Annotated in this window: 21 protein-coding genes; 16 read left to right on the top strand and 5 right to left on the bottom strand. The window is 61.7% G+C overall.

Features of this window, described 5'->3' with window-relative positions:
• Positions 1–9: 9 nt before the first annotated feature.
• Positions 10–966, top strand: a complete 957-nt coding sequence (locus HU760_RS00300; RefSeq protein WP_186671537.1) for a zinc ABC transporter substrate-binding protein — start codon at positions 10–12, stop codon at positions 964–966.
• A 49-nt stretch (positions 967–1,015) separates the two neighbouring features.
• Here HU760_RS00300 and HU760_RS00295 read toward each other — a convergent pair whose 3' ends face one another.
• Together HU760_RS00295 and HU760_RS00290 are read right to left on the bottom strand one after the other, a co-directional pair.
• Positions 1,016–1,966, bottom strand: a complete 951-nt coding sequence (locus HU760_RS00295; protein ID WP_186671535.1) for a homoserine kinase — start codon at positions 1,964–1,966, stop codon at positions 1,016–1,018.
• A gap of 69 nt (positions 1,967–2,035) precedes the next feature.
• The gene (locus HU760_RS00290; RefSeq protein ID WP_170027677.1) at positions 2,036–2,323 is read right to left on the bottom strand and encodes a DUF2782 domain-containing protein; all 288 of its coding nucleotides are present in this window, start codon (positions 2,321–2,323) and stop codon (positions 2,036–2,038) included.
• Between the two features lie 75 nt (positions 2,324–2,398).
• On the opposite strand from HU760_RS00290, the gene polA reads away from it, so the two are divergent.
• Positions 2,399–5,146, top strand: coding sequence for a DNA polymerase I (gene polA, locus HU760_RS00285; RefSeq protein ID WP_186671533.1), 2,748 nt, complete (start codon positions 2,399–2,401; stop codon positions 5,144–5,146).
• 428 nt (positions 5,147–5,574) lie between these two features.
• Here polA and yihA read toward each other — a convergent pair whose 3' ends face one another.
• Positions 5,575–6,207: a ribosome biogenesis GTP-binding protein YihA/YsxC gene (gene yihA / locus HU760_RS00280; protein WP_015268478.1), complete on the bottom strand. Its 633-nt coding sequence runs from the start codon at positions 6,205–6,207 to the stop codon at positions 5,575–5,577.
• Between the two features lie 201 nt (positions 6,208–6,408).
• Between yihA and HU760_RS00275 the strand changes: the two genes are divergently transcribed.
• The 8 genes from HU760_RS00275 to HU760_RS00240 all read left to right on the top strand — a co-directional run bounded on the left by HU760_RS00275 (position 6,409) and on the right by HU760_RS00240 (position 14,036).
• A complete protein-coding gene (locus tag HU760_RS00275) occupies positions 6,409–6,711 on the top strand; it encodes a c-type cytochrome (protein ID WP_170027683.1) in 303 nt (100 codons plus the stop codon).
• A 31-nt stretch (positions 6,712–6,742) separates the two neighbouring features.
• Positions 6,743–7,360 (top strand): c-type cytochrome, encoded by a 618-nt coding sequence (locus tag HU760_RS00270; RefSeq protein WP_170027685.1) that lies wholly within the window; start codon positions 6,743–6,745, stop codon positions 7,358–7,360.
• A 173-nt stretch (positions 7,361–7,533) separates the two neighbouring features.
• Positions 7,534–8,166, top strand: coding sequence for a thiol:disulfide interchange protein DsbA (gene dsbA, locus HU760_RS00265; protein ID WP_186671531.1), 633 nt, complete (start codon positions 7,534–7,536; stop codon positions 8,164–8,166).
• A gap of 12 nt (positions 8,167–8,178) precedes the next feature.
• On the top strand, positions 8,179–9,033 hold the full coding sequence (locus tag HU760_RS00260) for an endonuclease/exonuclease/phosphatase family protein (RefSeq protein WP_186671529.1): 855 nt from the start codon (positions 8,179–8,181) through the stop codon (positions 9,031–9,033).
• Positions 9,034–9,060: 27 nt separating this feature from the next.
• The gene (locus HU760_RS00255; RefSeq protein ID WP_186671527.1) at positions 9,061–10,992 is read left to right on the top strand and encodes a GGDEF domain-containing protein; all 1,932 of its coding nucleotides are present in this window, start codon (positions 9,061–9,063) and stop codon (positions 10,990–10,992) included.
• A 91-nt stretch (positions 10,993–11,083) separates the two neighbouring features.
• Entirely contained in the window at positions 11,084–11,479 is a 396-nt protein-coding gene (locus HU760_RS00250) for a hypothetical protein (protein ID WP_186671525.1), read from the top strand.
• A 66-nt stretch (positions 11,480–11,545) separates the two neighbouring features.
• Positions 11,546–12,334 carry an N-acetylmuramoyl-L-alanine amidase gene (locus HU760_RS00245; RefSeq protein ID WP_186671523.1) on the top strand — a complete coding sequence of 263 codons (789 nt, stop codon included), beginning with the start codon at positions 11,546–11,548 and terminating at the stop codon, positions 12,332–12,334.
• A gap of 100 nt (positions 12,335–12,434) precedes the next feature.
• Positions 12,435–14,036 (top strand): EAL domain-containing protein, encoded by a 1,602-nt coding sequence (locus HU760_RS00240; protein ID WP_186671522.1) that lies wholly within the window; start codon positions 12,435–12,437, stop codon positions 14,034–14,036.
• On the opposite strand, the gene HU760_RS00235 is transcribed toward HU760_RS00240, so the two are convergent.
• Entirely contained in the window at positions 14,015–15,796 is a 1,782-nt protein-coding gene (locus HU760_RS00235; protein WP_186671520.1) for a KinB sensor domain-containing domain, read from the bottom strand. The genes HU760_RS00240 and HU760_RS00235 overlap by 22 nt on opposite strands.
• The gene (algB, locus tag HU760_RS00230) at positions 15,793–17,139 is read right to left on the bottom strand and encodes a sigma-54-dependent response regulator transcription factor AlgB (RefSeq protein WP_186671518.1); all 1,347 of its coding nucleotides are present in this window, start codon (positions 17,137–17,139) and stop codon (positions 15,793–15,795) included. The genes HU760_RS00235 and algB overlap by 4 nt, the downstream gene beginning before the upstream one ends.
• A gap of 212 nt (positions 17,140–17,351) precedes the next feature.
• Here algB and HU760_RS00225 point away from each other — a divergent pair, with 212 nt between their 5' ends.
• The 6 genes from HU760_RS00225 (at position 17,352) to HU760_RS00200 (ending at position 22,752) form a co-directional block, all read left to right on the top strand.
• Entirely contained in the window at positions 17,352–18,173 is an 822-nt protein-coding gene (locus HU760_RS00225) for a BON domain-containing protein (RefSeq protein WP_186671516.1), read from the top strand.
• Between the two features lie 179 nt (positions 18,174–18,352).
• Positions 18,353–18,643 (top strand): hypothetical protein, encoded by a 291-nt coding sequence (locus HU760_RS00220; RefSeq protein WP_186671514.1) that lies wholly within the window; start codon positions 18,353–18,355, stop codon positions 18,641–18,643.
• Between the two features lie 42 nt (positions 18,644–18,685).
• Complete coding sequence (locus tag HU760_RS00215) at positions 18,686–18,847, top strand: DUF1328 domain-containing protein (RefSeq protein ID WP_003252966.1); 162 nt, start codon at positions 18,686–18,688, stop codon at positions 18,845–18,847.
• Positions 18,848–18,849: 2 nt separating this feature from the next.
• Entirely contained in the window at positions 18,850–19,320 is a 471-nt protein-coding gene (locus HU760_RS00210; RefSeq protein ID WP_186671512.1) for an inhibitor of vertebrate lysozyme family protein, read from the top strand.
• A gap of 738 nt (positions 19,321–20,058) precedes the next feature.
• Positions 20,059–21,387, top strand: a complete 1,329-nt coding sequence (gltP, locus tag HU760_RS00205; RefSeq protein ID WP_186671510.1) for a glutamate/aspartate:proton symporter GltP — start codon at positions 20,059–20,061, stop codon at positions 21,385–21,387.
• A gap of 135 nt (positions 21,388–21,522) precedes the next feature.
• On the top strand, positions 21,523–22,752 hold the full coding sequence (locus tag HU760_RS00200) for a nucleoside recognition domain-containing protein (RefSeq protein ID WP_186671508.1): 1,230 nt from the start codon (positions 21,523–21,525) through the stop codon (positions 22,750–22,752).
• The last annotated feature ends 5 nt before the right edge of the window (positions 22,753–22,757 follow it).

Raw genomic sequence — 22,757 nt, 5'->3', positions numbered from 1 at the left:
CGGTTCGTTATGGAGACGTTATTATGTTACCCGTTTCTGACGACTCGAGTACTCACCGTGTCCCGATTCCTAGCTCTGTTTGTCGCTTTTATCGCATTTTCCGCCCAGGCCGACGTACGCGTGCTGACCACTATCAAACCCCTGCAGCAGATTGCCGCCGCGGTGCAGGACGGCGTCGGCAGCCCCGAGGTATTGCTGCCGCCGGGGGCGTCGCCGCACCACTATGCGCTGCGCCCGTCCGATGTACGGCGGGTGGCGGACGCCGACCTGCTGTACTGGATCGGCCCGGACATGGAGAACTTCCTGCCGCGTGTACTGGGCAATCGCAGCAAGCCCACGGTGGCCGTGCAGTCGCTGCCGGGCATGAAGTTGCGCCACTTTGGTGAGGACAGCCAGTCTCATGAAGAGGAAGACCATGACGACCATGATCACGACCATCGCCCAGGCAGCCTGGACGCGCATTTGTGGCTATCTTCGCTCAACGCGCGGGTGATTGCTGAGAAAATGGCCGCCGACCTGGCGCAGGTCGACCCGGCCAATGCGGCGCGCTACCAGAGCAACCTGAAGGCGTTCGACGAGCGCCTGGACGCACTGGACGGGCGGATCAAGACCCGGGTGGCCGGTATTGCCGGCAAGCCGTACTTCGTGTTCCATGAAGCGTTCGATTATTTCGAAGTCGAGTATGGCCTGAAGCACGCCGGGGTATTCACGGTGGCTGCCGAGGTGCAGCCCGGCGCGCAGCATGTGGCGGCGATGCGCAAACGCCTGCAGGAAGTGGGCAAGACCTGCGTATTCAGCGAGCCGCCATTGCGGCCGCGCCTGGCCGAAACCTTGACCGCCGGCCTGCCGGTGCGTCTGGCCGAGCTGGATGCCCTGGGCGGTAGTGACCCGGTGGATGGCAAGGGCTATGAGCGCCTGCTGGAAAAGCTGGGTAGCGACTTGGCCGGGTGCCTAGAGCAATTGTAAGCCTGTGCCGGCCTCTTCGCGGGCGTGCCCGCGAAGAGGCAGACGCGGTCTAGAGCGCGAACGGCAGGTGCAAGGCCACCTGCTGGCGCTGCGCCAAGCGCACTTCGAACTCGCTCGGGTCGTGGATCATCACGTCCATCCCGGCAAACGACTCTGCGGCGATCAGGCGTGACAGCCAGAAGCGTACGCACCCTACCCGCAACATTTCCGGCCACAGCTCGGCCTCGGCTGCGGTAAACGGCCGCAATGCCGCGTAAGCGGCCAGCAGCGCCTGGGCACGCGGTACATCCACAGCGCCGTGCTCATCCAGGCACCAGTCGTTCACGGTGATGGCGATGTCATACAGCATTGGCCCGGAGCACGCATTGTAGAAGTCGATCACACCGGTCAGGTGGGTGTCCTCGAACATCACGTTGTCGCGGAACAGGTCAGCGTGCAGATTGGCCCGTGGCAGGGCGAGGATCTGCGCTTTGTGCGCGCGAATTTCATCCAGCGCCGGTTGCAGCAGCGCGGCTTGCTCGGCAGTGAGGCGTGGCAGCAACTCGGCACCGGAAGCCAGCATCCAGTCCAGGCCACGGTCGGTACGGCGCTCGATGATGTGCTCGCGAGTGGCCAGGTGAATGTGCGCCAGCAATTCGCCTACCTGGGCGCAGTGTTGGGCGTTCGGGGCCTTGATGTGCTTGCCCGACAGCCGTGGCTGCAACAGCGCAGGCTTGCCACACAGTTCACGCAGGCCGTTGCCGTCGCGGTCCCGTATCGCGTAGGGCACTGGCATGTTGGCGGCGTGCAGGGTATCGAGCAGCTCGATGAAGAACGGCATGTCCTCGCTGGGCCCGCGCTCGATCAGCGTCAGGACGAACTCCCCCTGTTCGAGGCTGACAAAGAAATTGCTGTTCTCGGTGCCGGCGGCAATGCCCTGAAAGTCGAGCAGACGGCCCAACTCGTACGGCGCCAGAAAGGTTTCCAGCTCAGGCCGGGTCACGGGGGTGAAGACTGACATGATGAAAAGTTGCCCATACGGGCACTTCCGCCGGGAAGTGCCAGGTTGATGTGAACGGTGCGCGTCAGATTACCACTCGAAGATCTTCCAGGACGGAATCAGCATGTCCGGCTGGTCGGATCGAATGAAATTGCCATCAGAGCCATCGGCGCGTACCAGGAAATAAGGCTTGCCGTGTTTCGGCGTGATCTTGATCGCATACAGGAACCCGTTCTGCCGGTACTCCTGGATGGTTTTGTCGCCTTCCGTGCGAATGGTCACCTCGGGATCGGCCGAGGGGGCGTCGTCCGCCGCCAGGGTGACGACAGGCATGGTTGCCAACAGACCGAGCAGTAACAGGCGATTGAGTGTACGCATGATAACCTTGTCCCTTTGTCGTCAATGATTCTGGCTATTCTAGCGCCGGACCCGTCGAAAAGGTTGATTCTGCTCATGAGCCAAGCGCCCCTCGTCCTGGTGGACGGTTCCTCCTACCTCTACCGCGCCTTCCATGCGCTGCCGCCGTTGACCACCTCCAAGGGCATGCCGACCGGCGCGGTGAAGGGGGTGCTGAACATGCTCAAGAGCCTGCGCAAGCAATACCCCGACAGCCTGTTTGCGGTGGTGTTCGACGCCAAGGGCGGCACCTTCCGCGATGCCATGTTCGCCGAGTACAAGGCCAACCGCCCGAGCATGCCGGACGACCTGCGCTTGCAGATCGAGCCGCTGCACGCCAGCGTCAAGGCGCTGGGCTACCCGCTGCTGTGCGTCGAGGGTGTCGAGGCCGACGACGTGATCGGCACCCTGGCGCGCAGCAGTGCCGCCCTTGGGCGGCCGGTGATCATCTCGACCGGTGACAAGGACATGGCACAGTTGGTGGACGGGCACATTACCTTGGTCAACACCATGACCGGAAGCGCGCTGGACGTTGCTGGCGTGCACGAGAAATTTGGTGTCGGCCCGGAACACATAATCGATTTCCTGGCCCTGATGGGCGACAAGGTCGACAACATCCCCGGCGTACCGGGCGTGGGCGAAAAAACTGCAGTGGGCCTGCTGACCGGTATCGGCGGTGGCCTCAGCGACCTGTATGCCAACCTGGAAAAGGTCCCGACGTTGCCCATTCGTGGCGCCAAGACCCTGCCGGCCAAGCTCGAGGAGCACCGCGACGCGGCGTTTCTGTCGTATGAACTGGCCACCATCAAGGTCGATGTGCCGCTGGATATCGAAGTCGACGCCCTGGTATGCGGGGAGCCGGATCGCGAAGCGCTGCTGGCGTTGTACACCGAAATGGAGTTCAAGAGCTGGGTCGCCGAAGTGCAGCGTGACGCGGCGAAGGCCGGTGATGACATCGCGCCGATCGCCGAACCGGTGGCCAAGGTCGAGCCCAGCTACGAAACCATTCTGGACCCGGCCCGTTTCGAAGCCTGGCTGGAGAAGCTGCGCCAGGCACCGCTGTTCGCTTTCGACACCGAGACCACCAGCCTGGATGCCCAGCAGGCGCAGCTGGTTGGCCTGTCGTTCGCCGTCGAGCCGCATGAAGCGGCCTACGTGCCGCTGGCCCATGATTACGAGGGTGCGCCGGCCCAGTTGGACCGCGAGACGGTGCTGCTGGCACTCAAGCCATTGCTCGAAGACCCGGCCAAGGCCAAGGTCGGGCAGAACGCCAAATACGATATCAACATCCTCGCCAATGGCTCGCCGGCCATCGAAATGCGCGGCGTGGCCTATGACACCATGCTCGAGTCGTATGTGCTGAACTCCACGGCCACGCGTCACGACATGGATAGCCTGGCGCAGAAGTACCTCGACCACACCACCATTGCCTTCGAGGACATCGCCGGCAAGGGCGCCAAGCAGCTGACCTTCAACCAGATCCACCTGGACAAGGCCGGCCCCTACGCTGCCGAAGATGCCGACATCACCCTGCGCCTGCACCACGCGTTGCAGGCGCGCCTGGCGCAGACGCCGAGCGTGCAGCCGGTATTGATGGACATCGAGATGCCATTGGTGCCGGTGCTGGCCAAGATCGAGCGCCAGGGTGCGCTGGTCGATGCTGCGCTGCTGCGGGTGCAGAGTGGCGAGCTGGGGGTGAAGATGGCCGAACTGGAGCAGCGCGCCTATGAGCTGGCGGGTGAGGAATTCAACCTCGGTTCGCCCAAGCAGCTGGGTGCGATCCTCTATGACAAGCTGGGCATGCCGGTGCTGAGCAAGACCACCAAGGGCCAGCCATCCACCGCAGAAGCGGTGCTCGACGAACTGGCCGAGCAAGGCTATCCGCTGCCTGAGGTATTGATGCAATACCGCAGCCTGAGCAAGCTCAAGAGCACCTATACGGACAAGCTGCCAGGGCAGATCAACCCGCGCACCGGGCGTATCCACACCTCGTACCAGCAGGCGGTGGCGGCTACCGGCCGGCTGTCCTCGAGCGACCCGAACCTGCAGAACATCCCGATTCGTACAGCCGAAGGGCGGCGTATCCGCCAGGCCTTCGTCGCCAGCCCAGGCTACAAATTGCTGGCGGCGGACTACTCGCAGATCGAGCTGCGCATCATGGCCCACCTGGCCAAGGACGAAGGCTTGCTGCATGCCTTCCGCAACAACCTGGACGTGCACCGTGCCACGGCGGCAGAAGTGTTCGGCGTGGCCCTGGAAGATGTCACCACCGACCAGCGCCGTAGCGCCAAGGCCATCAACTTCGGCCTGATCTATGGCATGAGCGCCTTTGGCCTGGCCAAGCAGATCGGTGTCGATCGCAAGCAATCGCAGGACTATATCGATCGCTATTTCACTCGCTACCCTGGCGTACTGGCCTACATGGAGCGCACCCGTGCCCAGGCTGCCGCGCAAGGCTTCGTCGAGACCCTGTTTGGCCGACGCCTGTACCTGCCGGACATCAATGCCAAGAACCCGGCCTTGCGCAAAGGCGCCGAGCGCACCGCGATCAACGCGCCGATGCAAGGAACCGCGGCCGATATCATCAAGCGCGCCATGGTCAATGTGGATAACTGGCTGAGCGAAAGCGGGCTGGACGCCCGGGTAATCCTCCAGGTTCACGACGAACTGGTGCTGGAGGTACGCGAAGACCTGGTAGACCAGGTGAAAGATGAAATCCGCCAGCACATGAGCCAGGCGGCGCAGCTGGATGTGCCGTTGCTGGTAGAGGCAGGCGTTGGTGCGAACTGGGACGAAGCGCACTGATCGAGCGGGTGAAGCTGTGCAGGATCTGCGACTTAGGGGCGCGGATCCTGGTACCGCTCAGTGCCATTGGTACTGAGGCTTCATGAAACTATCGCAAATAGTTTCCAGGGCTTCGGAACTAAACTGGTGAACCGGAACTCAGAGTAACTGAATGGCTGGTGAAGCCCTTCGATGCTCCTATGTTGTGTTAAGTGTTGGCAGATATCCGGACCCCGCCCTAGCGGTCCGGACTTGGACCCCGAACTTCCCCCTCCCCATACGAAGTCCGGGGTTTTTTTTGCCCGGAATTTGGCTTGAGTCTGGTGATGAACACTGTGGGAGCGGGCGTGCCCGCGAACCTGGGCGAAGCCCAGGCCATGCTCCGCGCTGGATTCTTCGCAGGCACGCCCGCTCCCACAGTAATGTCCCCAGAGGGGGCGATGCAGGCCTCAGGCCACTGGCTTGTCTTCCAGCTCCATCCAGTCCGCCAGCACTCGGTAGGCCTCCTCCACGCCCAGGCGCTTGGGCGCCGAGAACAGCTGGATGGTCACGCCATCGCCCCAGCCCTTGCGGATTTCCGACTGCACCTTGAGCAGGGTGTTCTTGCCTGCACCGTGGGTCAGCTTGTCGGCCTTGGTCAGCAGGATATGCATCGGCATGCTGCTGGCCTTGGCCCAGTCAAGCATCATCTTGTCGAAGTCGGTCATCGGATGGCGCACGTCCATCATCAGGATGACGCCACGCAGGCATTCACGGCTGCCCAGGTAGGCTTCCAGGTGTTTCTGCCAGTGTTGCTTCAGCGGAATCGGTACTTTTGCATAACCGTAGCCCGGCAGGTCGACCAAACGCCGTTCATCGTCCAGACTGAAGAAATTCAACAGCTGGGTGCGCCCGGGGGTTTTCGAGGTACGCGCCAGGCTGGCATGAGTCAGGGTGTTGAGGGCGCTGGATTTGCCGGCGTTGGAGCGGCCGGCGAAAGCCACCTCGTAACCCTGGTCGTCCGGGCATTGTTCGACCTTGGCAGCGCTGAGGGCGAATTTGGCTTTCTGGCAGAGGCCGAGGATGGGGTTCTTGACTTGCATGGGATATCCGATGTGGGTGTTGCCTGACTCTGTAGGCCCGAGCCTGGCAAGCGGTGTCGTTTCCGTTTGGATGGCGGAAGTATATAATGCCCCAGTTTTTGTGTGCTCATTCTCCCGGCAAAGGGGAACGAGCATGGGGTGTCGAACAATAGCTCGCGCAACAGAACGCAGCGCGGCCCCCAACCCTGAAGGTCGTTCCGCATGGCGAAATGGCTGCTTGCTGTCGGTATGTTCCTGCCGTTTTTCAGCGCACAGGCTACACAGGATCCCGAGGTGTTGTACAACCGCACGTGTGCGGCCTGTCACGCCGGGCAGTTGCCACAGGCACCCAGGCAGGGTGATCGGGCAGCATGGGAGCCAAGGCTGGCGCAAGGCATGGAGGTACTGGTGAAGCACGTGACCCAGGGTTTCAAGGCTATGCCGCCGCGTGGATTGTGCATGGACTGCAGTGCCGAGGACTACCGTTTGGTCATCCTTTGGATGAGTGGCAGTCCCGATACATAACATTTCACCCTTAGCCGTGTTGGATTAGCTGATGAACAAACTAGTCGTGAGTCTGCTGTTGACCCTGGGTGTCGCAGGTGCGGCCACTGCTGCGCAACCCATCAAAGGCGATGCCGCCGCCGGCCAGGCCAAGACCGCGGTCTGTGGCGCCTGCCACAACCCCGACGGCAACAGCCTGGCGCCGAACTTCCCGAAACTGGCCGGCCAGGGCCAACGCTACCTCGAAAAACAACTGCACGATATCAAGTCGGGCAAGCGCACCGTGCTGGAAATGACCGGCATGCTGGCCAACTTCAATGACCAGGACCTGGCCGATATTGCCGCCTACTTCTCCAGCCAGAAAGGCAGCGTCGGCGCTGCCGATCCCAAGCTCGTCGAGCGTGGTCGTGCACTGTTCAACGGCGGCGACCTGGAGAAAGGCATGCCTGCCTGCACCGGTTGCCACTCGCCCAATGGCGCAGGCATCGCCCTGGCCGGCTTCCCGCACCTGGGCGGCCAGCATGCACAGTATGTAACCAAGCAGCTCACCGATTTCCGCGAAGGCAACCGCACCAACGATGGCGATGCCATGACCATGCGCACCATCGCCGGCAAGCTGAGCAACCACGACATCGAGGCGTTGGCCAGCTACATCCAGGGGCTGCACTGAGGCCATACAGGCGGCCCATTAACTTTCAGTTAATGTTGTAAGCCAATGATGAAAGGGCGGCCGGACCGCCCTTTTTTCAGTCCGCAGCCGTTACACTACAGAACTCGAGCCCTTCCCGGCCTGTCACAGTGCAGGCCGCGTCGGGGCGACCCAAGACTGCTCAGGAGTAAAGCATGCGTAAACTGATTCTCAGCGCTGCGCTGGTCGCCGCCAGCGTATTTGGTATGACTGCCGTGCAGGCCGCAGAGCCTGTGGCTGGCAAGGAATACATCGAGCTGAGCAACCCGGTTCCGGTTTCCGTGCCTGGCAAGATCGAAGTCGTCGAGCTGTTCTGGTATGGCTGCCCACACTGCTACCACTTCGAGCCGACCATCAACCCTTGGGTCGAAAAACTGCCCAAGGACGTCAACTTCAAGCGCGTACCGGCCATGTTCGGTGGCCCGTGGGATGCGCACGGCCAGATGTTCCTGACCCTCGAGGCCATGGGCGTCGAGCACAAGGTACACGCGGCGGTGTTCGATGCCATTCAGAACCAGCACAAGCGCCTGACCGACAAGAACGACATGGCCGAATTCCTCGCCACCCAGGGCGTGGACAAGGACAAGTTCCTTGCCACCTTCGACTCGTTCGCCATCAAGGGCCAGGTCAACCAGGCCAAGGAACTGGCGAAGAAGTACGAAATCACCGGCGTACCAAGCATGGTGGTCAACGGCAAGTACCGCTTCGACCTGGGTACCGCTGGCGGGCCGGAAGGTGTGCTGAATGTTGCCGACCAGCTGATCGACAAGGAGCGCGCCGCTAAGTAAGCGGCGCAGCCCATGCCCCGCTTCAGGTCCACGCGCGGCATTGGCCTGCATCAGCCGCAGGTCAACGAACATCACCTGCAGGCCCCTGGCCTGCCTGAGGATGGTCGCCTGCGGCTGCTCAGTTTCAACATCCAGGTGGGTATCAGTACCGAGCGCTACCGGCATTACCTGACCCGCAGCTGGCAGCACCTGCTGCCGCACAACGGGCGTGCCGGCAACCTCCAGAAGATCGGCAAACTGCTGGGTGATTTCGACCTGGTGGCGTTGCAGGAGGCCGATGGTGGCAGCCTGCGTTCGGGCTACGTCAACCAGGTCGAACACCTGGCCCACCTGGGTGCTTTCCCCTACTGGTACCAGCAGCTCAACCGCAACCTTGGGCGTTTTGCCCAGCACAGCAATGGTGTGCTCAGCCGCCTCAAGCCACACTTGCTGGAAGATCATCCGTTACCCGGCCCGGCCGGGCGCGGGGCGATCCTGGTGCGTTTCGGCGAGGGTGAAGATGCGCTGATCGTGGTCATGATGCATCTGGCCCTTGGCGCCAAGACCCGCGCGCTGCAGCTGGGCTACATTCGCGAGCTGATTGGCGGCTACCGCCACCAGGTGTTGATGGGCGACATGAACACCCATGCCACCGACCTGCTGGAGCACTCGCCGCTGCGCGACCTGGGCCTGATTGCCCCGCAAGTCGAGGCCACTTTCCCGAGCTGGCGGCCACAGCGCTGCCTGGACCACATCCTGCTCAGCCCAAGCCTCACGCTGGAGCGTGTCGAGGTGCTGGCACAGCCAATTTCAGACCACCTTCCCGTTGCCGTCGAGATTCGATTGCCTGATGCATTGACTGTGGATACGCTGCCGGTCCCGAGCTAATTGCCATCACCGTTTGCGGACCCGGGCATGACTGAAGACGCTGAGCGCTGGAAAGAAAAATACCTGAAAAGCATCGAGCAGCAGGAAAAGCTCGAGCGCCGTTGGGAGGCCCGTCTCGACTTGCTGCGCCGCGGCTTGGTCCGCAGCACCCTGGCTGCCGAAGGCAGTGACAAGGTGGTGGACCAGTGCATGAAGGAAATGCGCGAGGTCATCCGCAGCGACAACATGGACGCTGGCCTTGCCGGCCTGATTCCGCGCCTGGAGAAAGCGGTATTGGATTCCGAGCAGCGTCGGGAAACGCGCATGAACCAGGTCAGTGACGCGCTGACCGCGCTGGTTGGCCAACTGCAAGGCCTGCCGCTGCCAAACGACGTATCGCGGCCGTTGAAGAAACTGGCGAAGAAGCTCGAAGGCGGTGTCGCCCAGTCCCGCGATCTGCCACCGCTGCTGGGCGAACTGAGCGGCTTGCAGGGCCGTGTGCTGTCAGCCTTGGGCAAGCGCGGGGAAGAGGCCCGGCCGGGTTTCTTGCAGCGCTTGTTCGGCAGTCGTGACGATGACACGCCAGGCGCGCCGACGCCTGTAACGGAGGCATTGCCTGCTGTTAGCACGCAACCCCAGGCGGTTGATGGCCCGCAGGTCGACGATGTGGATGAGTTGCTGCCGCTGCCAGCTCCTCCTGCCCCTATTGGCGAAGTTCAGTTAGCGCCCGAGCCCCAATTGGAGGTAGCTGGCCCGGCGTTGATCGAAACGGCCGAACTGTCGCCAACCCCCTTGCCGCAGACAGTAGCGGAAAACGTATCCGTACCAGAAGCTTCCGGCAGCGAGCCGCTGGCTGACGCAGAACCGCCACAAGCACTTGAAGAGCCTTTCGACGAAGACAGCCCTTATGCCCTGCCCTACGCGGTGGAGCCACCTTATAGCCAAGTGGCTGCGCACATCGAGCAGACCCTGATCGGCCTGCTCGACGACCTCAGTTTGCCCGAACGGCACAAGACCCAGGCACTGGAGATGCGCGAACGGGTCGCCCGCGGCCTGAACTGGTATGAGCTTATCCCGGTGCTGGACGACCTGGCCGTGCTCATGCTGGCGATCACCGACAGCGGCCAGCATGAATTCGAAACCTACCTGCAGCAGCTCAACGAACGCTTGGAAGGCTTCCAGAGCCACCTACACGAAGCCAGTGTCGGCCATGCCGACAACAGTTCCGCTGCCCGAGAGCTGGATACCCAGCTGCGCGAGCACGTAGATGGGCTGCAGAGTAGTGTGCAGGGGGCTGCTGATGTGGACAGCCTCAAGCACATTCTGGACAACCGCCTGGAAGGCCTGCTGGTGACCATGGACCAGCACAAGCACGAGCGCGATCGCCGCGAGCAAGAGCTGGCCGGGCGCCTGCAAGGGCTGTCGGAGCGGGTAGCGAACATGGAGCAGGAGGCCCTCGGCTACCGTGAGCACCTGGAGGAACAGCGGCAGAAAGCCTTGCTAGATCCGCTTACCGGCCTGCCCAACCGTGCCGCCTGGAGCGAGCGGGTCGAGCGCGAAATGATCGAGTGGCAGGAAAAAGGCGGCCACCTGGCGATGGCGATCCTCGACCTGGACCATTTCAAGCGCATCAACGACAGCTACGGCCACCTGGCAGGGGACAAGGTATTGAAAATTGTTGCCGACCAGTTGCGCAAGCGCTTGAGCGGCAACGAGTTCATCGCCCGTTTCGGTGGCGAGGAGTTCGTCCTGTTGTTACCGCAGACCTCGCCGGCAGCGGCCGCGAAGGTGGCCGAGGGGCTGCGCGCCACGGTCGAGGCCTGTCCGTTCCACTTCAAGGGCGAACGGGTAGTGATCACCACGTCCATCGGCCTGGGCGCTTTCCGTTCCGGGGAGCGCGGCGACCAAGTGCTCAAGCGCGCCGATGCAGCGCTATATCGAGCCAAGGAACTGGGGCGCAATCGCGTCGAGCAAGAGTAGATAATTACCGCACTCGCAGTGGTGTGTGGATAGACACTGACAGGCCTTGCCAGCAGGTGGCTGGCCGTCGATCCACACAAGGAACCTGAACATGAAAATTCGAACATGGTACCTGCCGCTCATGATCGGCCTGGCTTTCCAGGCCAGCGCCCACGCCAAGCAGACCATCCTGACAGCGCATGTCGCCGCAGATGGCACGTTACTGCAGCAGTCCCCGCAATGGATCAACATTATCGAACTGCAGGCACAGCCTAACTATTTCAACCAGTACAAGTTATTGCTCAAGCCTTCTGCCATGTCAGGCAACCCTCGCTTCTGTGTGGCCTCGCCTATCGACGCCAGCAGCTATGAGCGACAACTTCATGGCCAAGCCAAAGTCATTGGTACTCCGCTTTCCAGCCATGTGACCGTCATGACCCAGTTGGTGGATGTTAATGGCGCAAGCGGCGACAACGCGCTGGAGTTCATGCTGATGTGCAGCCGCTGACTCGCGGCAAGCACGGTGCTCGGGGAGCACGTTATACTGTAGCGCTCATTCGCTGAGGCCACTGACGTGCTTTCCACGCTTAAAAGAACGCTGTTTTCCTTCCTGCTGTTGTCCATCGCCGGCTGCTCGACAGGCCTGCGCATCGATCGTAGTCATCCTTCGGCCAACCAGGACAACCGTATCCAGTTCGTTGTTCTCCATTACACCAATGCTTCGCTGGAGCGGTCCCTGGCGTTGCTGACCCATGGCGAAGTCAGCAGCCACTACCTGGTGGGTGATGGTCCCGGCAAGGTGTACCAGCTGGTGGATGAAAGCCGTCGCGCCTGGCATGCCGGTGACAGTCAGTGGCAGGGGCGGACCTGGCTGAATTCTTCTTCCATTGGTATTGAAATCGTCAACCCAGGCTTCACCGACACGCCAAACGGTCGGGTCTGGCATCCTTATAGCGAAGCGCAGATCCAGTCGCTGATCGCGCTGCTCAAGGACATCGTGAAACGTAACCACATCGAGCCCCGCCACATCATTGGACACAGCGACATCGCGCCGCTGCGCAAGCTGGATCCGGGGCCGCTGTTCCCCTGGAAGCGCTTGGCCGACGCCGGGCTGGGTATATGGCCGGATGCCAATGCTGTGGCGCGGCAGCAGGCCTATTACAGCGTCAACCCGCCAAGCGTCGGCTGGTATCAGCAGGAACTGGCGCGGTTTGGCTATGCGATCGAGAAAACCGGGGTGCTGGATGTTGCCACCCGCCATGTGATCTCCGCGTTCCAGATGCGCTTCCGCCCGCAGCGTTTCGATGGCATGCCGGATGCCCAGACGGCGGCGATGCTGCAGGTACTCAACCGCATGCGTTAAGCCTGTCGGAGTGGTCGGCACAGGCTCAATCCAGGCGCCAGACGGCGAAGGTGATTCCTGATCCAGTTGCTATACCTTAGTAATCAACTGGATGCCGTCGATGTCAGCCCTCATCGTGTTGCTGCGCCAAATTTTTTTCCATCCCTGGATGCTGGCCAGCATGGCGGCACTGGCCAGTGCCGCACTGTTGCTGTCCGCCAGCCTCGGCATTGCCTTGCAGCAGATGAAGCAAAGCGAGAGCGAACAGATGAATGCCCGGGGCGAACGCTTTCTGGAGCGCCTGGAGCAGGTGTTCGGCCAGCTGCGTGAAGGGGTTGACCTGTTGCAGGCGCAGCCCTTGCGCGGCTGCAGCCCGGCGATGCTCACGACATTGCAACAGGTGAGCCTGAGCTCGCGGTTCATATATGAGGCGGCGTATGTGGATGGGCAGGTCGCCTGTTCCAGCCGTGGTGACGAGCGGGCCTTCGAACGCTTGCGCGCCCCCGACATTCAGGGACCAACCTACAGCTATTGGCTGAACACCACGACCGAGCCGAACGAGAACCTGGCCGCGCTGATGTTGGGGCGAGGCAAGTTCGTGGTGTCCACTTCCCGTGGGCACCTGACCGATGTGGTCGACCTGCCCCCAGGCGGTAGCCTGGTAGTTGTACTGGACAATGGCGCCCGTGCCATCCCGGTATTGGGCCCGCCGCAGGTCTGGCCGCCACCCTCGGCCTGGTCGACCAGCCACAAGTCGCTGCTCGAGCTCAGCGACCGCTTGATCTACCGCATGCCTACCAAGTCGCCGGACTACCAGCTGGTGCTGATTGCCCCGAGGGCCAAACTGCCGTTGAAGATGAATGGCATGCTCTGGCTATTGTTCCCCGGCAGCGTACTGGCAGCTTGCTGCATCGGTTGGGTGGTGTTGCAGTTGATCCTGCAAAAGCGGTCGATGAGCTCGGAGTTGCAGAATGCCTTGCGCCGCGGTGAGCTGCAGGTGCTCTATCAGCCGATCTTCGAACTCGACAGCCGACGCTGCGTGGGGGCCGAGGCTCTGGTGCGCTGGCGCCGCCCGGACGGGACACTGACCAGTCCGGACCTGTTCATTCCGCTGGCGGAAAATACCGGGCAGATTCGCCAGATCACCGACTTTGTCCTGCAGCGTGTGCTGGAGCAGCTAGGGCAGCTGCTGCGCTCTCACCCCGACTTGTACATTTCGGTGAACCTGGCGGCTTGCGATGTGATGGTGCCGCGGATTGGCCGGGTGGCGGCACGCTTGTTGGCCTTGCACAAAGTAGCGGCCAGGCAGATTGCCTTCGAGGTCACCGAGCGTGGCCTGATCGATGTGGTGGTGGCGCGGGATAACCTGCAGGCCCTGCGGGCAGTTGGGCATCAGGTGCTGATCGATGATTTCGGCACGGGTTATTGCAGTCTGGCCTACCTGCAGACCCTGCCAGTGGATTGCCTGAAGATCGACAAGGCATTCATCGATGCCTTGGGTCATGATGCCGCCAGCAGCGGTGTTGCCCCACATATCATCCGCATGGCCCATGACCTGCATCTGCGGGTGATTGCCGAAGGCATCGAGAGCGAGGACCAGGCGCTACTGCTAAGCAGCGAAGGGGTCCATTATGGCCAGGGCTGGCTATTTGCCCGGCCGTTGAATGCCCGGCAGTTTGCCGAGCTGGTGACCCGCGGGCATCAGACCGGCAGCGCCATGTAGAACTGGGTACCCTGCCCTGGCCGAGAAAAGACCCCCATGCGTCCGCCATGCAGCTGCACGATTTCCTTGCACAGCGCCAGCCCCAGCCCGGCCCCGCCTTTCTTGCGGCCTACCTGCACGAAAGGCTCGAAGATGCGCCCCTGCTGTCCATAGGCGATGCCCTCGCCATTATCCTCGATACTGATGATCACCCGTTCCGCATGGCGTCGCGCATGCAGGCGGATGCGCCCCCCGCTGGCGGTATGGCGGATGGCGTTGTGCAGCAGGTTGTCCAGAACCCGGTCCAGTTGGACGACATCGGCCTGGATACGTGGCAATGGCGGCTCCAGCTCTCTGATCAACTCGATCTGCTTGTGCGCAGCCTGCTCGGCAAAGCGCAGCTGCGCGCGTTCCAGCAGCTCGTCGATGGCGCAGGGGGCCAGCTCGAGCTTTTGCAGCCCGCTCTGGTAGCGACTGAAGTTGAGCAGGTCATTGATCAACTGGGTAAGACGCTGCATTTCTTCGCCAATGGTTTCCAGCAAGTCATGCTCGCGAGCTTCAGGTGGGAACTTGAGGCGCTCACGCAACAGCCCGAAGGCCATGTGCATGCCGGTTACCGGGGTACGCAGTTCGTGGGATGCGCGCAGCACGAACTCGCTGCGCACACGCTCGAAAGCCCGCTGTTCGGTCACATCGTGCAACACCATCACCGCACCAAGAATCGGCCCTTGCGGGTGGCTGACCGGGGTCAGGCTGTAGGTGAGCAGGCGGGTTTCCTCATCGACCTCGATGTTCAGGTCGTCCGGTGGGCGTTCGAGGTTGCCGCCGCGCAGCACCTGGCGAATTTGTTGTTCCAGCTCCGGGCGCTGCAAGGCCTCGGCCAGGCTGCTTCCCACGCGGCTGTCGGTCCAGCCCAGCTGGCGCTGTGCCACAGGGTTGAGGTGTTCCAGGCGGCCCTGGCGGTCGATGATCAGCAGGCCGTCGTCGATGCTGTCCAGTACGGCTTGCAAGCGTTGCTGGCCGGCCAGCAGTTCATCGACATTGGTGGCCTGGTGTTTGCGCAAGGCCTCGGCCATCAGGCCGAAGCGGCGGGTCAGCTGGTTGAGCTCGGCGGCCTGGGTCACCGGCAGGGTGACATCGAAATTGCCTTCGCCGAGTTGGTCGGCCGCTTTGGCCAGCGCTTCGATCGGCTGGCCAAAGCGCCGCGCGATGTTGTGCGCAGTGACGAAGCCCAGGACCAGCACCACCAGGCCCATCAGGCCAAGCATGCCGCTGATCAGCAAGGCGTGGTCTCGGGTGCGTTCCTCACTGCGGGTAATATGCTCCAGGGCCAGCTTATGGGAATCGATCAGGTCGCTGCGAACCTGGTTGAAGGCGGCGCCCAGCGGTTGCTCGGCTCCCATGCTGCGGGCGGGCGCGGGGCTCTCCCGGTAGGCCTGGAGAAAGGCCCGGTAATTGCTGCTGGCCTTGCTGAAGCTGGTACGCTCGCCGCCCTGTTCCAGTGCCTGATTGAGGAGAGTCTGGAAATCTTCCTGCAGCAACCGCAGGCTCTCCGGGGTGGTGCCTTCGTCAAGGATCAGGGTCAACTGTTCGCCCAGGTTCTGGCGCAGCTTCAGCCCTACCTCCAGGACATGAGTCGTATCGCGCACCAGTTGCTGTTGCACCGCGGCCATTTGCAGAACGCTGACCAAACCCAGCAACAGGCCCAGCAGCGCCACGGTAACCAGCGCCGAGATGCTGAGAAAAAGCCGCGTGCGCAGCTTCATGGGTGGCCACTTCATAGGTTGTACTGCTTACGCTTGCGGTACAAGGTGGAGGCGTCGATCCCCAGGGTCTTGGCGGCTTGGTCCAGGGTGTCGCTGGCAGCCAGCACCGCGCCGATATGGGCGCGTTCCAGCTCATCCAGGCTCAGGGCCGCGCCAATGCGCGGCGTGTTGCCTGAGGGCTGCTCGGCCATGCCCAGATGGCTGACTTCCACGCGTTCCTGTGGGCAGATGATGCTGGCTCGCTCCACCACGTTGCGCAGTTCACGAATGTTGCCGGGCCAGCGATAGTTGAGCAGTGCTGTTCGCGCTTCGTCACTGAAACCACGCGCAGGTCGGGAATATTCCTTGACGAAACGGGCGAGGAAACGGTCGGCCAGGGTCAGGATATCTTCACTGCGCTCGCGCAGCGGCGGCAGGTGCAGGGTGATGACATTCAGGCGGTACAGCAAGTCTTCACGAAAGCGACTTTCGCGCACCATCTCTTCGAGGTTGAGGTTCGTGGCAGCCAGGATACGCACGTCGGCACGGCGAGTGACCGGGTCGCCGACGCGCTCGTATTCCTTGTCCTGAATGAAACGCAGCAGTTTTGGTTGCAAAGTCAGTGGGAAATCACCGATTTCGTCGAGGAACAGTGTGCCGCCGTCGGCCTGGTTGACCCGCCCCAGTGTGCTTTCACTGGCGCCGGTAAAGGCGCCGCGGGTGTGGCCAAACAGCTCGCTTTCCATCAGCTCGGCGTTCAGCGACGGGCAGTTGATGGTCACGCAGGCCTTGCGCGCCCGCTTGCTCCAGCCATGGATGGCTCGGGCTAGTTCGCCTTTACCGGTACCGGACTCACCAAGGATGAGGATGTTGGCGTCGGTGGTGGCAACCTGGCGGGCGGTTTCCAGCACCGCCATCATCGCCGGGCTGTGCGAGTCCAGGCCGTCCTTGGGTTTGCGCACTTCGCCTTCCAAGGCCTCGAGGCGTGCAGACAGCTGGCGCACTTCCAGCTGCTTGGCGGTGGCCAGGCGCAGCTGGTCGGGGCTGCACGGCTTGACCAGGTAGTCGGCAGCGCCGGCCTGGATCGCATCCACCGCCGTGTCGATCGCCGAATGCGCGGTCACGATCACCACCCGCATCCAGGGAGCCTGGATACGCATTTGCGCCAGCACGTCGAGCCCATTGTCTTCGCCCAGGCGCAAATCCAGGAAGCACAAGTCGAATACCTGGCGCTGCAGCAGGGTTTCGGCCTGCGCCGCGCTGTTGGCCGTGGCCACGCTATAGCCCTCGTCCTCCAGGCAGTAGCGGAAAGTGCGCAGGATCGCGGACTCGTCATCCACCAGCAGAATGCGGCCTTGAGTGTCCTGAGCTGATTCCATGTCCTGCGCTCCTTAGGGATAGGTCTTCAAATTAGTGTGGGAAAAATCGGGCAAGTTGCATGGTCAATTCTGAAGGAATCGGACCTTTGCATGCTAGCCAATGGCCAATCAACGCCTAGAGGCCGCGCTATCCCGGTGATTTGCTTAGAGGTGGCCAATGGCACATTGGTTGCGATGATTTTCAGTATTTGCCTACATAAGGAGGCATTGTCATGACTTTTTACCTGCGTACCGCGGTGTTGGCAGCCGTCTTGCTGCCGGCGTTCACCCCGGCATACGCCGACCCGGTACAGGACGCGCGCCTTGAAGGCGCGCTGCAAACAGCCCTGTCGCTCAACCGCATGCTCGACCTGTTCCGGATCGACGTCGAAGTAAACGGCAAGCAGGCGCGGCTTTCCGGTGAAGTGGAGAATGACGTCGAGCGACAGCTGGCCGAGCAGGTAGCTCTGGCCACTCGCGGCATCGAGAAGGTGGATAACCAACTGCGGGTCAACGCCCAGCTGGTGGAGCGGCCGTTGGAGCTGCGCGCCTATGCCCAGCGTCTGGAAGACGCCACCCTGGCAGCGGTCATCCGCGCCCGGTTGCTGTGGAGCCGCACCACCGAGCGCGCCCCTATAGATGTACAAAGCAGCGAGGGTGTCGTGACCCTGCGGGGCAAGGTCGACAGTGCCGAGGCCAAGGAACTCGCAGGCGTGGTGGCGCGTACCACTGATGGTGTGCAGTTGGTCAACAACCTGGTCAGTCTTGATTCCGCAGCCATGGCCAAGACCAGCGAAGCCCCGATAGGCGGCTCGACCGGGCCGCAACCGAGTGACAGCTGGATCATCGACAAAATCCACAACAGCTACCGCTTCAGCCGCAACCTGGACGGCCTGAATCTGAAAGTGGCCTGTGAAGGGGGCCTGGTGCGATTGTCGGGCGAGGTGGTCAGCAGTGAACAGAAAACCATTGCTGTCGAGATTGCCCGGCAGATCGTGGGTGTGCGGGGCGTAGATGCCGACTTGCTCAAGGTGGCAACCAAGGTCGAAGGCTGACCGATCGTGCAATTCGCACGACGGCCAAGCGGGCATCGTGCAGGATACGAGCTTCGCTGGGCTGGCAATGATTGATAACTAATTGAATTGCAAGGATTTAATTAGCGGTCCCAGGCTGGCATGCAGGCTGCAGTTACCTGTTCAGGTTTGAACAAAAAATTACAGCAGGAGGAGCCGGCATGAACCGTCAATCCGTCAACCGCTCGCAAGACGCCGCATTGCCCCTGCGCCAGATGTTTTCACTCGCCATGGCGCTGCTGCTGACCTTGGCCGCCGGCCTCGTCTACTACAGCTGGCAGACCGCGCGCCTGACCGAGCAAGTGGCGGCGCAGACCGCCCTGTTGACCCAGATTCAGGCGACTCGTGCCAATACCCTGGTCATGGCCGCCGGCCCGATTCCAGGCGGCCAGGCCAAGGCTTCACCGGCTACTGTGGAAACTGTCGTGCCGCAGGATCGCTGGGTCTTCTGACCCGTCGGCCTGACCGATTTTGATAAAGAAAGGAGAACCATCATGCTGAGCTGGGCTATCACTTTCCTCATCATCGCCATTGTCGCCGCAGTATTGGGCTTCGGTGGTATCGCAGGCGCTGCCACGGGCATCGCGAAGATTCTGTTCATTGTCTTCCTGGTGCTGTTCGTAGCCTCCTTCTTCTTTGGACGTGGACGAGGTTGAAGATGGGCAGGAAGCGTTGGACAGCCCTGGCTGCCGCCCTGTTGATGGGCGGCAGTGCGGCGGCGATGGCGGCCAATGACGGCCAGGTCCGGGTCGACCAGTTGCTCGGCTCGGACCCTGAGTATCGGGAAACCTGGCAGGACGCAATCAAAGGCGAGGAACGCCTGCCCGATTGGGTGGTCAATCTGACCGGCAGTTCCCAGCAACAGATGTCGGCTGTTACCGAAGATGGAGACCAATATCTGGTTGGCCCGTTGTGCGAACGAGCGGACAACTGCACCTACAAGCGCCTGATCGTGGCGTTCAGCTGGGACAAGGACGACGCCTACGGGATGCTCGTGGAGGTACCCGAAGGCTTGCCCAAGGACAAATCGCCTACCCGCCACGCGCAGTATCGCTGGCTGGGCAAGCCGGATGACGGCATGAAGGCGATGCTGCAAGAGCAGCTTAAGCGTGACCCGAACTGGTACTGAGCGTTTGCGGCGGTACGTGTGAAAAGTCATGCACTGTCACGTAATAGAAGCCGAACCTTTCTATAGTTCGGCCTTCTATGATGCGCCGCCCCGAGGAGGGGCAGCACATGACCAAGGGGCCGGGCCGTTCTGATTGTTACAGGATCGGAGTGGCCTAGGGGTACAGGGAGTGCCTCCAGCATTGGGCCGGGTCAGGAAAGGCGGAATCGGAAGCATCAGGTCGGCGGTGCCACGCGGGTACCTGGCCAGACCTGGCTTCCGAGGAGCCATCGGCAACCTCCTCTTCCCTGCGCGAATTCCCTCTCGAGACACATTTTGTTTCGACCGTACATCATTTTTTTTCGCACAGCCGACTCGCCAATCAAGTGGCATTTATGCCATTCGGATAGTCGAACAAGCCATCTTCCGAGCCCTTTCTACACGGCCAAATCTGCCGAAAATTGGCGATTTGGTCTTGTTCGGGATTCCGAACGTTATAAATCAAGCACTTGCGAACCCATCCTGGAGGTCAAAAATCCTATGCATGAACGGCATGGGGTATGCGCTTCCGGCATTAGATTTCCCCCTTTGCCATCGCAATAGTTGCGGCCTTTTTCGCTGGCCGAGCGTTCTGTCGTTCGCCTGCGGTGTCCTTACATGAACTCGCCGGACGGAACATCCGCTGCCCATCACCGGGCGACGGCTCTGTTACAAGCGTTCCGTCGGGTGCCCATGACCACTAGAACAAAGGGTAAAGACATGAAGAAGGCAAAACTGAGCCTCGCCTGGCAGATCGTCATCGGTCTGATCCTGGGTGTTGCAATCGGCGCGCTACTGAATCATTTCAGTGCGGAAAAGGCATGGTGGATCAGCAATGTCCTCCAGCCCGCTGGTGACATCTTCATTCGCCTGATCAAGATGATCGTCGTCCCGATCGTGATTTCGTCGCTGATCGTGGGTATCGCCGGGGTTGGCGACGCGAAAAAACTCGGCAGCATCGGCCTGAAGACCATCATCTACTTCGAAGTGGTGACCACCGTCGCCATTGTGGTGGGTCTGGTGCTGGCAAACCTGTTCCACCCTGGCGCCGGTATCGACATGAGCACCCTGGGTACCGTGGATATTTCCAAGTACCAGGCCACTGCTGCCGAAGTGCAACATGAGCATGCCTTCATCGAGACCCTGCTCAACCTGATCCCGTCGAACATCTTCGCAGCGCTGATGCGTGGCGAAATGCTGCCGATCATCTTCTTCTCGGTGATGTTCGGCCTCGGCCTGTCGAGCCTGCAGGCAGAGCTGCGCGACCCACTGGTGCGGACCTTCCAGGCGGTTTCCGAGACCATGTTCAAGGTCACCCACATGATCATGAACTACGCCCCGATTGGCGTGTTCGCCCTGATCGCCGTGACCGTCGCCAACTTCGGCTTCAGCTCGCTGCTGCCGCTGGCCAAGCTGGTGCTGCTGGTGTACTTCGCCATCGCTTTCTTCGCCTTCATGGTGTTGGGCCTGGTCGCTCGCCTGTTCGGCTTCTCGGTGATCAAGATCATGCGCATCATGAAAGATGAGCTGATCCTCGCCTACTCCACTTCCAGCTCGGAGACCGTGTTGCCGCGCGTGATCGAGAAGATGGAGAAGTACGGTGCGCCGAAGTCGATCTGCTCGTTCGTGGTACCGACCGGCTACTCCTTCAACCTCGACGGTTCGACCCTGTACCAGAGCATCGCGGCCATCTTCATCGCCCAGCTGTACGGTATCGACCTGTCGTGGAGCCAACAGCTGCTGCTGGTGCTGACCCTGATGGTCACTTCCAAAGGTATTGCTGGCGTACCGGGCGTGTCCTTCGTGGTGCTGCTGGCTACCCTGGGCAGCGTGGGCATTCCGCTGGAAGGCCTGGCCTTCATCGCCGGTGTCGACCGCATCATGGACATGGCCCGTACCGCCTTGAACGTGGTGGGCAACGCCCTGGCAGCCCTGGTCATCGCCCGTTGGGAAGGCATGTACGACGCCGCCAAGGGCGAGAAGTACTACGCCTCGCTGATGGCCGACAAGCAGGAATCTGCCATGGTTGGCGAAGCTGCCAAGCGCTGAGCCTCACTTACGCTTGACCCAGAGCCCCGACTTGTCGGGGCTTTTTGTTTTTCGGGGTGTTCGCGGCCCGCTGCAGAGCGGTCGCCAGGGGCCGGGATACGCTATCATTCGAGCATTTTCAGGGGGAACATACGGATGCTCAACGGCCTTTGGCTTGGTTTTTTTCTGGTGGCGGCAGTCTCCGCCCTCGCGCAATGGCTGGTTGGCGGCAACCCCGGTATCTTCGCGGCCATGGTCGAGAGCATCTTTGCCATGGCCAAGCTGTCGGTCGAAGTCATGGTGCTGTTGTTCGGCACGCTGACCCTTTGGCTGGGCTTTCTCAAGATTGCCGAGAAGGCTGGTATCGTCGAGTGGCTGGCCAAGGTGCTTGGTCCACTTTTCGCCCGCCTGATGCCCGAGGTCCCGCCCGGCCACCCTGCCCTGGGCCTGATAACCATGAACTTTGCCGCCAACGGCCTGGGCCTGGACAATGCCGCCACGCCGATCGGCCTGAAGGCGATGCGCGCGCTGCAGGAGCTTAACCCCAGCAGCACCACGGCGAGCAATGCGCAGATCCTGTTCCTGGTGCTCAACGCCTCGTCGCTGACCCTGCTGCCGGTGACCATCTTCATGTACCGGGCCCAGCAGGGGGCCGCAGACCCGACCATGGTGTTCCTGCCCATCCTGCTAGCCACCAGTGTCTCGACCGTGGTGGGCCTGCTGTCGGTGGCGGTGATGCAGCGCTTGCGCCTGTGGGATCCGGTGGTGCTCGCCTACCTGATCCCCGGCGCCTTGCTACTGGGCGGCTTCATGGCGTTCCTCGGCACCCTGTCGGCGGCTGCGCTGGCCAGCCTGTCGTCGATCCTGGGCAATCTCACCCTGTTTGGCGTGATCATCCTGTTCCTGGTGATTGGTGCCCTGAGGCGGGTGCAAGTGTATGAAGCCTTTATCGAAGGCGCCAAGGAAGGCTTCGATGTGGCCAAAGGCCTGTTGCCCTACCTGGTCGCGATGCTAGTGGCGGTGGGCGTGCTGCGCGCGTCTGGCGCTTTGGAGATGGCCCTCGACGGCATTCGCCATCTGGTGACTTGGATGGGCCTGGACACCCGCTTCGTCGAGGGCCTGCCCACGGCGCTGGTCAAGCCCTTCTCTGGCAGTGCTGCGCGGGCAATGCTGATCGAGACCATGCAGACCCACGGCGTCGATAGCTTCCCGGCCCTAGTGGCAGCGACCATTCAGGGCAGCACCGAAACCACCTTCTACGTGCTGGCGGTGTACTTCGGTGCCGTGGGTATCCAGCGAGTGCGCCATGCGGTTGGTTGCGCATTGCTGGCAGAACTGTGCGGTGTGATAGCGGCGATCTTCGTCTGCTACTGGTTCTTCGCCTGAGTAAT

The sequence above is a fragment of the Pseudomonas oryzicola genome (assembly GCF_014269185.2).
GTDB lineage: Bacteria > Pseudomonadota > Gammaproteobacteria > Pseudomonadales > Pseudomonadaceae > Aquipseudomonas > Aquipseudomonas oryzicola.
Note: the sequence above shows the minus strand (reverse complement) of the source record. Positions and strands in the feature narration are given on the sequence as shown.